Genomic DNA, 14,150 nt, shown 5'->3' with positions numbered 1-14,150 from the left:
CAGGCGACTATTCTCCGTGCGGCATACGGACTTGTCGAGAATTCGTATCAAGCCGCTGCGCGGCTCTGTCGGATTTTCGGGCACAGGAATACTATGCGCGCCATGCAAATATCCTCTGATCACCCGCTGCTGTTACGTATCGTCGATGACCTGGCTGAACACGGCTGGTCGCAGCAGAATATTTTCCTTCCTCCGGATCTGACCCGGGCGTTGGCCGCTGAGTGCCGTAAACGTGCCGCCGAGGGTGAACTGGCCCCTGCCGCCGTGGGCCGCGGGCCGACATCGGAGATTCGCGAGGGGATTCGCGGCGACAAGATCCAGTGGATCGAGCCCGGTCAGGCGTTGGCATGCGACAGCTACCTGCAGTTGATGGACAGCCTGCGCGAGACCATGAATCGAGGCTTGTATCTGGGCCTTGAAGATTTCGAAAGCCATTTTGCGATGTACCCGCCCGGTGCTTTCTACCTCAAGCATGTCGACCGCTTCCGCGATGACGACCGACGCATGGTCTCGGCGGTGGTCTACCTCAACGACGCCTGGTTGCCAGAGCACGGCGGTCAGTTGCGCATGTACCTCAAGGAAGACGTCGAATACGATGTGGTGCCTACCGGCGGATGCCTGGTGGTGTTCCTGTCGGGCGAGGTGCCCCACGAAGTCCTGCCCGCGACCCGCGATCGCCTGTCATTGACCGGCTGGTTCCGGCGCCGTGGCAACGAGCCGTTCTGATCATGCAGAAAATCCTGGTAAGTCGCTGCCTGCTCGGCCACCGCGTGCGTTATGACGGCGGGGCCAGCGGGCCGTTCGATCAGCTTCAACAGTGGCTCGACGAAGGTCGCGTCGTGCCGTTGTGCCCTGAGGTCGCCGGCGGGTTGCCGACGCCACGGGCGGCGGCAGAGATTCCGGGCGGGCAGGGTGGGGAGGTGCTTGATGGCCAGGCTTCGGTGATCACCACCGAAGACGAGGATGTCAGTGCGCAGTTTCTTTCTGGCGCTTATCAGGCGCTGGAACTGGTAGAAAAACACGGCATCCGCATCGCCGTGCTCAAGGCCAACAGCCCGTCTTGCGGGAATTTGCTGACCTATGACGGCACGTTCAGCGGCGTGAAGGTCAGTGGTGAAGGCGTCACTGCTGCGTTGCTCAAGCGCCATGGTGTGCAAGTGTTCAGCGAACTGGAGTTGCCGCAAGCGGCTTCGGTCCTGGCAGCACTCAGCTAGCGATCAACACAAAACCACTGTGGGATCGAGACCGGCTTGCCGGCGATAGCGGTCTGACAATCAATGAAGATGTTGAGTGTTATGCCCTCATCGCGAGCAGGCTCGTTCCCACAGGGTTGTTCATCAGCCTGAGATCAGGGTTTGGGCGCCACACTCGCATCCGCCCCAAACCATTTCTGCTCCAGCGCCGCCATCCGCCCATCCGCCTTGATCCGCTGCAATGCATTCTCCAGGCTGGCGTGGAACGCCGGGTTACCCTTCTGAAACGGAATTGCCAGCTCGACAGGAGGGCTGGCTTTCGGTTTTTCGTCCGTCAGCGATTGCACCAGCAGGATGGAGCGAGGCTCTTCTTTCTGAGCGATCAACTGCGCATCGGCCTGAATGTAAGGTTCGCTGAAGTCGAAACGATCCTTGAGTTCCGGGGTCACTGCTATGTGGTTGATGGCGATGTCGTACTTGCCGCTTTCGACGCCGGACAACAGATCGCTGGAGTCGGTGACGACAAAGTCGGCCCGTACATCCAGCTCGTTGGCCAGCAGATGGCCCAACTCGACTTCGAAGCCACTGAGTTGGCCGTCGTCCTTGAAATTGAAGGGCGGTGTATTAGCCTCAAGGGCAATGCGCAATTCGCCGCGGTCGTTTACATCATCAATCAGTTCGGCATGAGCCAAAGGGCTCAGAATGGGTAGCAGGCAGATCAGGCCAGGCAGAAAGCGCATGGTCACTCCTTTGAATACATTTATCGCGATGCGCTGATTCAGGCTCGCTTTGCTATGGTTGTCGAGAGCCTTCGACAACGAATGGCCGTGAAGTTGTCATGGTCACGCGGATTTTATGAAAAAACTGGAGAAGAGAATGAAAACCTTTATGTCACGTGCTGCGCTGACCGGTCTGCTGATGGGCGTTTCGGTGCTGGCCAGTGCGGCTACGCCGGCACCCAAGGGTGCTGAAGTGTCCATCGTTTCTCCTAAAGATGGTGGGACTGTCCCGCAAACGTTCAAAATCAAGTTCGCTGTTAAGAACGTGGCGTTGGCGCCAGCGGGCGATCTCACCAAGAATACGGGCCACCACCATTTGCTGGTCGATGCCAAGGAAATCGTTGCAGCAGGGGCCGTCATCCCGACAGATGCCAATCACGTTCATTTCGGCAAGGCGCAGACAGAAACCGAGCTGACGCTGACACCGGGCAAGCACACCTTGCAGCTCGAGTTGGGCGACATGAGCCACATGGCCTTCGATCCGCCGATCGTTTCCGAGAAGATCACCGTCAACGTCAAGTAACGATAGTAGCGGCCATGAAAAAGGAGACCCGAAGGTCTCCTTTTTTTGTCGCTCAAATTGCTGTCAGAACAACACGCGGCAACGAATGGTGCCGTTGATGTGCTGCAGCTTCTCTTGCGCCAGGTCCGAGTACTCGGCGTCGACGTCGATGACCACGTAGCCGACTTTCTCATTGGTCTGCAGGAACTGACCGGAGATGTTGATGCCGTTTTGTGCATATTGCTGCTGAGTAAAATTTGGGTAACAGACCATCAATTTCTACAGAATGCACCAAGAATTTCTGCCTGAAATAGAGTTTTTTGATGTGGGAAATTTAACTATGGATAGTAATTTGTATTGAGTTTACCCAGTCTTTAATCACGGCATATGCAGTAAATATTTTACTGTTGATATGGTGTCGTTGTTGCGGGATAACTTAGATGCTTCTGTCAAATGGAATTAAAATTGTTGCAAGGGATGCTGCATGCCAAAAACTATCGCTTTTCCTCCGTCTTTGAAATCGTCGAGCGATTTGCTCAACGAACACAAGAAATGCCCAGGATATATTTCAGGTTTAGACAGTGCTCTCAGTTGGGACGGAACTCTCCCGGCAGTCACTGTGGCGTACCCTATTGAAACTATCGATAGGGAGCGCGACGCATACTCAAAGTTGGTAGCCATAGGGCATTCGGTGCAAGATCAGATAGGAAGCGTTTTTTCGAATAGCTCAGGGGGTGTGCGAAGTGAAATAGAGAGGCGCTTAAGTCCAGCTAATGACACTCATCTATTCAGTGATTTGGAAAGCGCCTTAAAAAAGAAAGAGATTATTGTCGAACTTCTACAACAAATTAATATGAATAGGAGTTGGTATGAGGCGAATATATTTGCTGGCGTAGATTTGTTGTCATTGGACAGTGCGGAAAATGCCGAGGCATTCGCGGCTAGTGTGGATACGGCAGAAAACGAGGAGGAACGCCGAGGCTATTACGAGAATTTTCTGAGATCCCTGACAGCCGCCTACGTTAAACGAATCCTTGTCGAGGCTGTTTCCATTTTAGAGGACGCTTCTCCAGCTTTAGATGCTGCGATCCATTCTGCCTTGGCTAGAGGTGAAAATACCTACAGCTTCAGGTTAACCTTTAGTCAAGCCGCCCAGGTGGTAACTGTGGCAGGTGCCGCTACGCTCCAAAACGCGGAAGGTTGGACTTTTGAGGCAGCAATCCGTAAAGGCACTCTGTTGTTGACAGGTTTGGGAGAAGCACTTCTCAGTCGAGCGACGGCGATCGGGATCGGCACTTTGCTCTATTCACCTGCTCTGGGTAACGGCGAGCGTTATCCTCAAACGGTTCTCAAACTATCGGGTAGTGCGGTCTTGCCAGATGCACCGGCCAACCTGAATGAAATCGCCACTGTCGAAGGAACCATTGATCTTCCCTATCGAATTTATGGTGACCTTGGTCAATACACACTCGTTGCAACACCGTTGGGAGGAAGCATTTCACCAGCGGTGCCAGTTCGGGCGCTGGAGTTCGACCAGAAGACTAACAGCTACAGTTTCACCTCCGCCGACACACCGCCCATCACCCTCAGTTTTCCCATTATCCACTGGGATAACAGTTCGACAACTTCACCTGCCAGGCCCATGGAAGTACCGCGTTACACTGGTGTTGAGCTGTTGCCACTACTCGTGCAGCCCGAAACATTTCCTGCATTCCAGTTACCGGATTTCAGGGATTGTATTTATTGTTTCCCGATCAACAGTGGCTTGCCGCCGATTTACGTTGTTTTCAATAGTCCTTATGAGGGGGCTACCACACGAGGAAAATACAGCGGTCGATTGTTCAATCCCGCCAAAGCTGGCGGCCCAATCCTGGATCTGGATTGGACCAATGCTACCGTGACGAAAGCGGGTATTGACCTTGTCAAATTGCATACAGGTCGCTTCGACCCTTCGGATGCCAATCCCATCATGATTGAACGCTTGGAAAAAATTCTCCAAGGTAAACTAGTAGTCACAGCCATCGACAAACGTTTCTATACTCATGAGCTAAGAGAGCTTGAACGTTTCAGAACATTAGGGGTGGCTGACGGTGTAAATCCGAATGATGAAGGTGCTACTTGGAATAACACCCATGCGGCGACCCTGGAGGATTACAAACTCAAGGATGCTTCTGAATTGCTCTACACGCCTGATGCTTTAGAGGCGGATAAAAAACAAAGGGAAAGAGAGTACAGGCAACTGGGAGGGATGAAGTAATGAGCGTCATAGACGAAATTATGCATAACGAAAAACCTGAAGAGGTGATTCTATTTTTCACAAAAAATGAGTTAGGTATATCTCTTCCTCAACTGGACAGACTTTACAATGTGGCTGGGTGGGCGCATGTGGGAGACAACATGGGGCTGTTGAATCTCGTGAGACATATGCGTGATGCTGGTTTTGTAGAGTTTAGTGGAGGCGGAATTGTGAGGGGGCCTAACTGGAGAGAACCGATATTCATGGTAGAGGGAAAATATACTTTTGATTGATTTTGCTAAGCGTCTGTCACCTTTAGGGCGCGATTAGCAACTATATTGTTTGGAAACGTCCGGCTTCCTGATGCTGGTGACTAGATTCTGCCTAGTCTAGAGATAGGTTTACGATTGTTTGAGGGTTAGACAATTAACAAAAAGGGAGCCCCTCGGCACTAGGCCGAGGGGCTCCCTTTTACAACGCTGGACGCCAGTAATGACGTGGGCAGTCTGGGTGCCCACGGAGTCCGCACGTTTTTTTGCGAGCAGAGCTCGCCCCTGCAGTCGCGATCAGAACAACACGCGGCAACGAATGGTGCCGTTGATGTGCTGCAGCTTCTCTTGCGCCAGGTCCGAGTACTCGGCGTCGACGTCGATGACCACGTAGCCGACTTTCTCGTTGGTCTGCAGGAACTGACCGGAGATGTTGATGCCGTTTTCGGCGAAGACCTTGTTGATCTCGCTCATCACACCCGGGATGTTCTCGTGGATGTGCAGCAGACGGTGCTTGCCAGGGTGAGCCGGCAGGGCCACTTCCGGGAAGTTCACCGACGATACCGAAGTACCGTTGTCGCTGTACTTGACCAGTTTTTCTGCCACTTCCAGACCGATGTTGGCTTGCGCCTCAGCGGTGGAACCACCGATGTGCGGGGTCAGGATCACGTTGTCCAGGCCACGCAGCGGGCTTTCGAACTCTTCGTCGTTGGAGCGTGGCTCCACCGGGAATACGTCGATGGCCGCGCCGATCAGGTGCTTGTCCTTGATCGCGTCCGCCAGGGCTTGCAGCTCGACCACGGTGCCGCGCGCGGCGTTGATCAGGATGCCGCCCTTCTTGATGGAGCGGATTTCCTTCTCGCCGATCATCCACTGGGTCGCAGCGGTTTCCGGAACGTGCAGGGTGACGATGTCGGACATGCCCAACAGCTCGTGCAGGTTGCCGACCTGGGTCGCGTTGCCCAGTGGCAGCTTGGTCACGGTGTCGTAGAAGTACACCTGCATGCCCAGGCCTTCAGCCAGGACCGACAGTTGCGTACCGATCGAGCCGTAGCCGACGATGCCGAGCTTCTTGCCACGGATTTCGAAGGAGTTGGCCGCGCTCTTGATCCAGCCGCCACGGTGGCAGGAAGCGTTCTTCTCAGGGATGCCGCGCAGCAACAGGATCGCTTCGGCCAGCACCAGCTCGGCAACGGAGCGAGTGTTGGAGTACGGAGCGTTGAACACCGCGATACCGCGTTCGCGGGCCGCGTTCAGGTCAACCTGGTTGGTGCCGATGCAGAAACACCCTACAGCCACGAGCTTCTTCGCGTGATCGAAGATCTCTTCGGTCAGTTGAGTGCGGGAGCGAATGCCGATGAAGTGAGCATCAGCGATCTTTTCCTTCAGCTGAGCTTCCGGCAGAGAACCGGTGAGGTACTCGATGCTGGTGTAGCCCGCCGACTTGAGAACGTCGACAGCCGATTGGTGGACGCCTTCGAGAAGAAGGAACTTGATCTTGCTCTTATCGAGAGAAGTCTTGCTCATCTGCGTAAACCTGTATCCCGGAGAAAAATGGCAGGAAATAGCCAGCAGACGCTGACCCGGACGGCAGGAAAGCCGTCGCCGCAGAATAGCCGTTGGGCACTATCCTGCGGGGTCGGTATGCTAGCATATGCACCCCGCTAAACACTCATTCCTGCGACGTGAAGCGTTCTCAGGATGACCATGAATTGTTCGAGAGTTCCGTCGATGACCAATCCTGCCCTGATTGATGAGCTGAAGACCTTGGTTGAGCCTGGCAAGGTGCTGACCGATGCCGACTCCCTGAATGCTTACGGCAAGGATTGGACCAAACACTTCGCCCCGGCCCCGACCGCCATTGTGTTTCCCAAGACCACCGAACAGGTCCAGGCCATCGTCCTTTGGGCCAATAAGCACAAGGTGGCGCTGGTGCCGTCCGGCGGACGTACCGGGCTGTCCGCCGCTGCGGTGGCCGCCAATGGCGAAGTGGTTGTGTCGTTCGACTACATGAACCAGATTCTCGACGTGAACCTGACCGACCGCACCGCTGTATGCCAGCCGGGTGTGGTCACCGAGCACCTGCAGAACGTCGCCGAAGACAAAGGCCTGTACTATCCAGTGGATTTCGCTTCCGCAGGTTCGAGCCAGATTGGCGGCAATATCGGCACCAATGCCGGCGGGATCAAGGTCATTCGCTACGGCATGACCCGTAACTGGGTGGCCGGCATGAAAGTCGTCACCGGCAAGGGCGATGTGCTGGAACTGAACCGCGATCTGATCAAGAACGCCACCGGCTACGACCTGCGTCAGCTGTTCATTGGCGCGGAAGGCACCCTCGGTTTTGTGGTCGAAGCGACCATGCGTCTGGACCGTGCGCCGAAAAACCTCACTGCGATGGTGCTCGGCACCGCCGATTTCGACTCGATCATGCCGGTGTTGCACGCCTTCCAGAGCAAGCTCGACCTGACGGCCTTCGAGTTCTTCTCCGACAAGGCCCTGGCCAAAGTCATGGGGCGCGGCGATGTGCCAGCACCGTTCGAAACCGATTGCCCGTTCTATGCACTGCTGGAATTCGAAGCGACCACCGAAGAAGTGGCCAACCACGCCCTGGAAACCTTCGAGCACTGCGTCGAGCAGGGCTGGGTGCTGGACGGCGTGATGAGCCAAAGTGAAACCCAGTTGCAGAACCTGTGGAAGCTGCGCGAATACATCTCTGAAACCATCTCCCACTGGACGCCGTACAAGAACGACATTTCGGTCACTGTGTCGAAAGTCCCGGCGTTCCTGAAGGAAATTGATGCGATCGTCGGCGAACACTACCCGGATTTCGAAATCGTCTGGTTCGGTCACATTGGCGATGGCAACCTGCACCTGAACATCCTCAAGCCCGATAACCTGAGCAAGGACGAGTTCTTCGCCAAGTGCGCCACCGTCAACAAGTGGGTATTCGAAACCGTCGAGAAGTACAACGGTTCGATTTCCGCCGAACACGGCGTGGGCATGACCAAGCGTGATTACTTGACCTATAGCCGCTCGCCGGTTGAGATCGAGTACATGAAAGCCGTCAAAGCGGTGTTCGACCCGAACGGCATCATGAACCCGGGCAAGATTTTCGCTGTTTGACTTTCGAACTTAAGAGCTACGAACCAGGAGTCGGTCAATGAGCTATCAGCACCAGTATGTCGATGGAACGCGTATCCACTTTCCATTGGGTAAAGTGGTGTGCATCGGCCGCAACTACGCCGAACACGCCAAGGAACTGGACAACCCGGTGCCTACAGAGCCGCTGCTGTTCATCAAGCCGGGCAGTTGCGTGGTGCCGCTGGAAGGTGGTTTTACCATTCCAACCGAGCGTGGCTCGGTGCATTACGAAGCGGAAATCGCGGTGTTGATCGGCAAGCCTTTGTCGACGAAGCCAAGCCGTGAAGAAGTGCTGGATGCCATTTCAGGTTTCGCCCCGGCGCTGGACCTGACCCTGCGCGACAAGCAGGCCGAGCTGAAATCCAAGGGCCTGCCATGGGAAATCGCCAAGTCTTTCGACGGTGCCGCAGTGATTGCCCCGTTCGTGTCCGGCAGCACCTTTGCCGACCTGACTGACATCGGCATTCGCCTGACCATCAACGGCGAAGTCCGCCAGGATGGCAACAGCAGCGCGATGCTCAACCCGATCGTGCCGATGATCCAGCACATGGCCGGCTGCTTCTCGCTGCAGGCCGGTGATGTGATCCTGACTGGCACGCCGGTTGGCGTGGGTCCGCTGAATGTCGGTGATGAGCTGGTTATCGAATTGCCGGGCGCCAGCAGCTTCACAAGCAGCGTCCGCTAACCGCAACACCCTGTGGGAGCGAGCCTGCTCGCGATGGCGGTCTGTCATTCAACATCTTTGTCGACTGACACGGCCTCATCGCGAGCAGGCTCGCTCCCGCATTGGTTTTTGTGGTCGGCCGAAAAAGGGCAATCCCGCCATTTGCCGTTTTTTTCACATCTTGTCTGGATAATTCCGCGGAATCCGGCGTCTGAGCCGGTCCCAATTGTGCTATTACCCTTAGCCTGAATTTCTGGAACGCATCCCTTGATGGCCATCCAATCGCTGCCCACGCTTAAAACTGCCCGGCGCCCGCGCTTTTTCATGCGCTGGTATTACTGGCTGTTGCTGGCCGTGGCCGCCGCGTATGGCCTTGCGTTTGCGATGCATTGGGATGACCGCGGTGTGCTCTGGGTGCTGGAGCGTTTCGAAAGCCAAACCGAACGCCAGGAAAGTATCTGGCTCCCGGAATACCGCGCGGTAATCGATGCCAAGCCATTGCCGGGGATGGAAAAGGACGAAGCGTCCGACCTGGCCTACAACCCTCAAACCAAAACCCTGTTCTCGGTGATGGGCAAAAACCCGTTCCTGGTCGAGCTGACTTTGCAAGGCGATGTGTTGCGCAAGATGCCGCTGGTGGGCTGGAGCAATCCGGAAGCCGTGACGGTCATGGGCAACGGCCTGCTGGCCATCGTCGATGAGCGTGAGCACTTGCTGACCATCGTCAAAGTCGACGTCGATACCCGTGAGTTGAACATCGCCAACTTCCCGAAGTACGACCTCGGTCCGTCGAAAGACCAGAACAAAGCCTTCGAAGCGATGGTCTGGGATGCACGCAATCAACAAATGCTGCTGGGTGAGGAACGGCCACCGGCACTGTTCACCTGGAAAAGCGCCGACGGTCAGACACTCACCGGCGACAAGCAGAAGCTTGCCAGTGACGAACTGGACATCCGCAACCTCTCGGCCCTGGCCATTGACCCGCGCACCCGGCACACGCTGGTGCTGTCCGCTGACTCCCACTTGCTGCTGGAGCTGGACGAGAAGGGCGAGCAGGTCAGTTTCATGACCTTGCTGGGGGGCTTCAATGGTCTGAAGAAGACCATTCCTCGCGCCGAAGGCGTGACCATGGATGACAATGGCACGCTGTACATGGTGAGCGAGCCTAACCTGTTCTATCGATTCGAAAAGCAGCACTGATTCGATTTTTGTAGGAAACGCGACGCTCAGTTGTAGGCCCAGGCTAATGGCCATTAAGCTTCAATTCAGACTGCCGTGGTATTTCATCCACCCGTCCTGATTCCGAGCTTGCCTGAATGCGCCGACTTGCCCGTCCCAAACCCCTGATGCTGATTGTGCTGGTAATTGCGCTGATCGTGCTGGTTGCGATCGGCCAGTACCTGCGGCTGTTCGAGCGCACCTGGTTCAATCTGCACACGCTTTGGCAGGCTGAGAGCGAACAGTCCATCGGCCTGGGTCACTATCAGGTCGCGGTCGAGGGTCGGGTCATCGAAGGCCTGGACGACGATGTGTCGGCGCTGACCTTTGATCCGGTGCGCAAAAGCCTGTTCACCGTCACCAACAAAAACTCCGAACTGATCGAGCTGTCGCTGGAAGGCCGGATCATTCGGCGTATCTCGCTGGTCGGCTTCGGTGATCCGGAGGCAGTGGAGTTCATCAGCGCCGACACGTATGTGATCACTGACGAGCGCCAGCAACGGCTGATCAAGATTCATCTGGAAAAGGACACCACGTTCCTCGACGCAGCGGAAGCCGAGCAAATGACCTTGGGCGTGCACATGAGCGGCAACAAGGGCTTCGAAGGCCTGGCCTACGATTCGGTGGGCAAACGCCTGTTTGTCGCCAAGGAGCGCGACCCGATGCTGATCTATGAAGTGCAGGGTTTCCCGCATTACAACCCGGAAAAATCTTACGCGGTGCACGTGGTCAACAACCCCAAGCGCGATGCCGGGATGTTTGTCCGAGACCTGTCGAGTCTGCAATACGACGAACGCAGCGGCCATTTGCTGGCGCTGTCCGACGAGTCGCGACTGATTCTGGAGCTGGACGTGGACGGGCGACCACTGAGCACCATGTCATTGAACAAGGGGCGTCAGGGGTTGCAGAAGACGGTGCCGCAAGCGGAAGGGATCGCCATGGATGACGACGGCACGATGTACCTGGTGAGCGAGCCGAACCTGTTCTACGTCTTCAAAAAACCAACGCAAAACTAACCAACACCCCAAAACCAATGTGGGAGCGAGCCTGCTCGCGATGAGGTCGTGTCAGTCGATAGAGATGTTGACTGAAAGACCGCTATCGCGAGCAGGCTCGCTCCCACAGGGTTTATCTGCGTGTCTGATTATTGGGCGCGGAGGGTTTTCACGCCTTCGCTGGTGCCCAGCAACAGCAAATCCGCCGGACGCGCCGCGAACAACCCATTGGTCACCACGCCGACGATCGCATTGATCTGCGACTCCAGCTCCACCGGGTTGGTGATCTGCATGTTGAACACATCCAGAATGATGTTGCCGTTGTCGGTCAACACGCCTTCACGGTAAACCGGGTCGCCGCCGAGCTTCACGAGCTCGCGAGCCACATGGCTGCGGGCCATCGGGATCACTTCCACCGGCAGCGGGAACGCGCCGAGCACCGGCACCAGTTTGCTGGCGTCGGCGATGCAGATGAAGGTCTTGGCCACCGCCGCGACGATCTTCTCGCGGGTCAGGGCCGCGCCGCCGCCCTTGATCAGGTTCAGGTGCTCGTCGCTTTCATCGGCGCCGTCCACGTAGAACTCCAGGTCGCTGACGGTGTTCAGCTCATACACCGGAATGCCATGGCCCTTGAGGCGCGCGGCGGTGGCTTCGGAGCTGGCGACGGCGCCGTCGAATGCACCTTTATGCTGGGCCAAAGCATCGATGAAGCAGTTGGCAGTGGAGCCGGTGCCGACCCCGACGATGCTCTTGTCGTCGAGTTTCGGGAGGATGAAGTCGACGGCGGCCTGGGCCACTGCCTGTTTGAGTTGATCCTGGGTCATGCGGGCTCCGAGGTGCCGAAGAGGGGAAACGAAAGGCGGGCATTATAGGCTTCGGGGCGGGGAAGGTCATTGCCCGATTGGCGGGTGCGACGGTATGTCTGAGCGAGCAGAGTCTTGTGGCGAGGGAGCTTGCTCCCGCTGGAGCGCGAAGCGGTCCTCTCGCATGCCTTCCGGCATACCGCGCCAGCAGGGTTTGCGACTGCTGCGCAGCCGAGCGGGAGCAAGCTCCCTCGCCACAAGGTATGTGCCTGGCCTTAAAACCACCGGTTTAGTGTGGTCGCCCGGCCGAAAGCCGGGTTAGACTCCATGGCCCTGCCCAACCCGCTCAGTGATGCTTTCCGATGCTCGAACAGTACGTCAAAAAGATCCTCACCTCGCGCGTTTATGACGTTGCCGTAGAAACCCCATTGCAGACTGCCCGCCAGCTCTCCGAGCGGCTGGGCAACAGTATTTTGCTCAAGCGTGAAGACTTGCAGCCGGTGTTCTCGTTCAAGATTCGCGGGGCCTACAACAAGCTCACGCAGCTGAGCGATGAAGAGCGCGCTCGCGGCGTAGTGACCGCTTCGGCGGGCAATCACGCGCAGGGCCTGGCCCTGGCGGCGAAAGTGCTGGGCGTGAAAGCCACCATCGTCATGCCGAAAACCACTCCCGAGATCAAAGTCGAAGGTGTGCGTTCCCGAGGCGGCAAAGTCGTGCTGCACGGGGATTCGTTTCCGGAAGCCCTGGCCTACTCGCTGAAACTGGTCGACGAAAAAGGCTACGTCTACATTCACCCGTACGACGATCCCCACACCATTGCCGGGCAGGGCACGGTGGCCATGGAGATTCTGCGCCAGCACCCTGGGCGTCTGGACGCGATCTTCGTTCCGGTGGGCGGCGGCGGGCTGATCGCCGGTATCGCGGCGTACGTGAAATACCTGCGCCCGGAAATCAAAATCATCGGCGTCGAGCCGGACGATTCCAATTGCCTGCAAGCGGCCATGGCCGCCGGCGAGCGCGTGGTGCTGCCGACCGTGGGCATCTTCGCCGATGGCGTCGCGGTCGCTCAGATCGGTCAGCACACCTTCGATATCTGCAAAGACTATGTCGATGAAGTGATCACGGTCAGCACCGACGAGATCTGCGCGGCCATCAAGGATATCTACGACGATACCCGCTCGATCACTGAACCTGCCGGCGCTTTGGGCGTGGCCGGGATCAAGAAGTACGTCGAGCAGCGCGCCGTCACAGGTCACACCTTCGTGGCCATCGACTCCGGCGCCAACGTCAACTTCGACCGCTTGCGTCACGTCGCCGAACGCGCCGAGCTGGGTGAGGGCCGCGAGGCCATTATCGCCGTGACCATTCCCGAGAAGCCGGGCAGCTTCAAGGCGTTCTGCGAAGCCATCGGCAAGCGCCAGATCACCGAATTCAACTACCGCTACAACACCGGCAGCGAAGCGCACATCTTCGTTGGCGTGCAGACGCACCCGGAAAACGACCCGCGCAGTGCGTTGCTCGCCAGCCTGACCGAGCAGGGTTTTCCGGTGCTGGACCTGACCGACAACGAACTGGCCAAGTTGCACATCCGGCACATGGTTGGCGGCCGCGCGGCGCAGGTGGTCGATGAAGTGGTGCTGCGTTTTGAATTTCCGGAGCGGCCGGGCGCGCTGTTCAACTTCCTCAGCAAGCTGGGCGGGCGCTGGAACATTTCGATGTTCCATTACCGCAACCACGGCGCGGCGGATGGTCGTGTGGTCGCGGGCCTGCAAGTGCCTCACGAGGAACGTCATCTGGTGCCGGCGGCGCTGGAAGAAATCGGCTACCCGTACTGGGACGAGAGCGACAACCCGGCCTATCAGCTGTTTCTTGGCTGAGGGGCTACGCTGATGGGCAGGTCATAAGGAAATCGAACAATGGAAACGTTAACTGCCCTGAAAATGGCCCACACCGCGGCGACGGCAATATTGTTGGGCTGTGCACTGGGCCTGGGGATATGGGTTTGGCGAACGCGGCGTAATGGCGATACGACTGCTGCGGCGCGCACGCTCCAGCGGCCACGAGTGTTCGTCTGGCTACTGATGGGCGTGGCGTTGCTGAGCATGCCGTTTACCGGCTGGTGGATGGTGCACCTGGTGGGCTGGCCGCTGGGGCAGACGTGGTTGCTGGGGTCCAGCGTGCTCTACACCGTGGCGGCGTTGGGCTGGTTCTGGTTGCTGGTGCGGCTGAACAGGCTGCGCACTGCGCCGGGAGGCAACGGCAGGTTCACCTTTGCACTGGCACTGTTCAGCTTTGTTTGTTTTGTCGCGATTGCGGGATTGATGGGCGCGAAGCCGGTTTAAGGCTT

General features: G+C 57.2%; 14 protein-coding genes and 1 pseudogene. 11 read left to right on the top strand and 4 right to left on the bottom strand.

Annotation, left to right across the window (positions count from 1 at the left end):
* Positions 1-93 precede the first annotated feature (93 nt).
* Together B723_RS03330 and B723_RS03325 are read left to right on the top strand one after the other, a co-directional pair.
* Positions 94-726: a 2OG-Fe(II) oxygenase gene (locus tag B723_RS03330; RefSeq protein ID WP_017341344.1), complete on the top strand. Its 633-nt coding sequence runs from the start codon at positions 94-96 to the stop codon at positions 724-726.
* Between the two features lie 2 nt (positions 727-728).
* Positions 729-1,214 (top strand): DUF523 domain-containing protein, encoded by a 486-nt coding sequence (locus tag B723_RS03325; RefSeq protein ID WP_017341343.1) that lies wholly within the window; start codon positions 729-731, stop codon positions 1,212-1,214.
* A 134-nt stretch (positions 1,215-1,348) separates the two neighbouring features.
* Here B723_RS03325 and B723_RS03320 read toward each other — a convergent pair whose 3' ends face one another.
* The gene (locus B723_RS03320; RefSeq protein WP_017341342.1) at positions 1,349-1,933 is read right to left on the bottom strand and encodes a transporter substrate-binding domain-containing protein; all 585 of its coding nucleotides are present in this window, start codon (positions 1,931-1,933) and stop codon (positions 1,349-1,351) included.
* Positions 1,934-2,069: 136 nt separating this feature from the next.
* Between B723_RS03320 and B723_RS03315 the strand changes: the two genes are divergently transcribed.
* Complete coding sequence (locus B723_RS03315; protein WP_017341341.1) at positions 2,070-2,495, top strand: DUF4399 domain-containing protein; 426 nt, start codon at positions 2,070-2,072, stop codon at positions 2,493-2,495.
* Between the two features lie 63 nt (positions 2,496-2,558).
* Here the strand turns inward: B723_RS03315 and B723_RS03310 are convergent.
* Positions 2,559-2,714 (bottom strand): annotated as a pseudogene (locus B723_RS03310) (phosphoglycerate dehydrogenase); the annotation flags it as partial.
* Between the two features lie 244 nt (positions 2,715-2,958).
* On the opposite strand from B723_RS03310, the gene B723_RS03305 reads away from it, so the two are divergent.
* Together B723_RS03305 and B723_RS03300 are read left to right on the top strand one after the other, a co-directional pair.
* The gene (locus B723_RS03305) at positions 2,959-4,731 is read left to right on the top strand and encodes an S-type pyocin domain-containing protein (RefSeq protein ID WP_017341338.1); all 1,773 of its coding nucleotides are present in this window, start codon (positions 2,959-2,961) and stop codon (positions 4,729-4,731) included.
* Entirely contained in the window at positions 4,731-5,003 is a 273-nt protein-coding gene (locus B723_RS03300; protein ID WP_017341337.1) for a hypothetical protein, read from the top strand. Before B723_RS03305 ends, B723_RS03300 begins: the two co-directional genes overlap by 1 nt.
* A gap of 273 nt (positions 5,004-5,276) precedes the next feature.
* Here B723_RS03300 and serA read toward each other — a convergent pair whose 3' ends face one another.
* Positions 5,277-6,506 (bottom strand): phosphoglycerate dehydrogenase, encoded by a 1,230-nt coding sequence (gene serA / locus B723_RS03295; RefSeq protein ID WP_017341335.1) that lies wholly within the window; start codon positions 6,504-6,506, stop codon positions 5,277-5,279.
* A gap of 204 nt (positions 6,507-6,710) precedes the next feature.
* Between serA and B723_RS03290 the strand changes: the two genes are divergently transcribed.
* From B723_RS03290 to B723_RS03275, 4 genes are all read left to right on the top strand, one after another.
* On the top strand, positions 6,711-8,105 hold the full coding sequence (locus B723_RS03290) for an FAD-binding oxidoreductase (protein ID WP_031319170.1): 1,395 nt from the start codon (positions 6,711-6,713) through the stop codon (positions 8,103-8,105).
* A 37-nt stretch (positions 8,106-8,142) separates the two neighbouring features.
* The gene (locus tag B723_RS03285; RefSeq protein ID WP_017341333.1) at positions 8,143-8,808 is read left to right on the top strand and encodes a fumarylacetoacetate hydrolase family protein; all 666 of its coding nucleotides are present in this window, start codon (positions 8,143-8,145) and stop codon (positions 8,806-8,808) included.
* A 249-nt stretch (positions 8,809-9,057) separates the two neighbouring features.
* Positions 9,058-9,987, top strand: coding sequence for an SdiA-regulated domain-containing protein (locus B723_RS03280; protein ID WP_017341332.1), 930 nt, complete (start codon positions 9,058-9,060; stop codon positions 9,985-9,987).
* Between the two features lie 116 nt (positions 9,988-10,103).
* Positions 10,104-11,021, top strand: coding sequence for an SdiA-regulated domain-containing protein (locus B723_RS03275; RefSeq protein ID WP_017341331.1), 918 nt, complete (start codon positions 10,104-10,106; stop codon positions 11,019-11,021).
* Positions 11,022-11,149: 128 nt separating this feature from the next.
* On the opposite strand, the gene rpiA is transcribed toward B723_RS03275, so the two are convergent.
* Entirely contained in the window at positions 11,150-11,824 is a 675-nt protein-coding gene (gene rpiA, locus B723_RS03270; protein WP_017341330.1) for a ribose-5-phosphate isomerase RpiA, read from the bottom strand.
* A 341-nt stretch (positions 11,825-12,165) separates the two neighbouring features.
* On the opposite strand from rpiA, the gene ilvA reads away from it, so the two are divergent.
* The gene (gene ilvA, locus B723_RS03265; protein ID WP_017341329.1) at positions 12,166-13,680 is read left to right on the top strand and encodes a threonine ammonia-lyase, biosynthetic; all 1,515 of its coding nucleotides are present in this window, start codon (positions 12,166-12,168) and stop codon (positions 13,678-13,680) included.
* Positions 13,681-13,719: 39 nt separating this feature from the next.
* Complete coding sequence (locus B723_RS03260) at positions 13,720-14,145, top strand: DUF2269 domain-containing protein (RefSeq protein WP_017341328.1); 426 nt, start codon at positions 13,720-13,722, stop codon at positions 14,143-14,145.
* Positions 14,146-14,150: the final 5 nt, after the last annotated feature.

Origin of the sequence: Pseudomonas fluorescens NCIMB 11764 (assembly GCF_000293885.2) — a bacterium.
Taxonomy (GTDB): Bacteria; Pseudomonadota; Gammaproteobacteria; order Pseudomonadales; family Pseudomonadaceae; genus Aquipseudomonas; species Aquipseudomonas fluorescens_B.
The sequence above is the reverse complement of the archived record's forward strand: the minus strand, read 5'-3'. Positions and strand labels throughout refer to the sequence as shown.

Excerpts from the sequence above, each read along its gene's own strand:
- B723_RS03305 (WP_017341338.1), top strand. The coding sequence starts at position 2,959 with ATGCCAAAAACTATCGCTTTTCCTCCGTCTTTGAAATCGTCGAGCGAT.
- B723_RS03325 (WP_017341343.1), top strand. The coding sequence starts at position 729 with ATGCAGAAAATCCTGGTAAGTCGCTGCCTGCTCGGCCACCGCGTGCGT.
- B723_RS03280 (WP_017341332.1), top strand. The coding sequence starts at position 9,058 with ATGGCCATCCAATCGCTGCCCACGCTTAAAACTGCCCGGCGCCCGCGC.
- ilvA (WP_017341329.1), top strand. The coding sequence starts at position 12,166 with ATGCTCGAACAGTACGTCAAAAAGATCCTCACCTCGCGCGTTTATGAC.
- B723_RS03300 (WP_017341337.1), top strand. The coding sequence starts at position 4,731 with ATGAGCGTCATAGACGAAATTATGCATAACGAAAAACCTGAAGAGGTG.
- B723_RS03320 (WP_017341342.1), bottom strand. The coding sequence starts at position 1,933 with ATGCGCTTTCTGCCTGGCCTGATCTGCCTGCTACCCATTCTGAGCCCT.
- B723_RS03290 (WP_031319170.1), top strand. The coding sequence starts at position 6,711 with ATGACCAATCCTGCCCTGATTGATGAGCTGAAGACCTTGGTTGAGCCT.
- B723_RS03260 (WP_017341328.1), top strand. The coding sequence starts at position 13,720 with ATGGAAACGTTAACTGCCCTGAAAATGGCCCACACCGCGGCGACGGCA.
- B723_RS03315 (WP_017341341.1), top strand. The coding sequence starts at position 2,070 with ATGAAAACCTTTATGTCACGTGCTGCGCTGACCGGTCTGCTGATGGGC.
- serA (WP_017341335.1), bottom strand. The coding sequence starts at position 6,506 with ATGAGCAAGACTTCTCTCGATAAGAGCAAGATCAAGTTCCTTCTTCTC.
- B723_RS03330 (WP_017341344.1), top strand. The coding sequence starts at position 94 with ATGCGCGCCATGCAAATATCCTCTGATCACCCGCTGCTGTTACGTATC.
- B723_RS03285 (WP_017341333.1), top strand. The coding sequence starts at position 8,143 with ATGAGCTATCAGCACCAGTATGTCGATGGAACGCGTATCCACTTTCCA.
- rpiA (WP_017341330.1), bottom strand. The coding sequence starts at position 11,824 with ATGACCCAGGATCAACTCAAACAGGCAGTGGCCCAGGCCGCCGTCGAC.
- B723_RS03275 (WP_017341331.1), top strand. The coding sequence starts at position 10,104 with ATGCGCCGACTTGCCCGTCCCAAACCCCTGATGCTGATTGTGCTGGTA.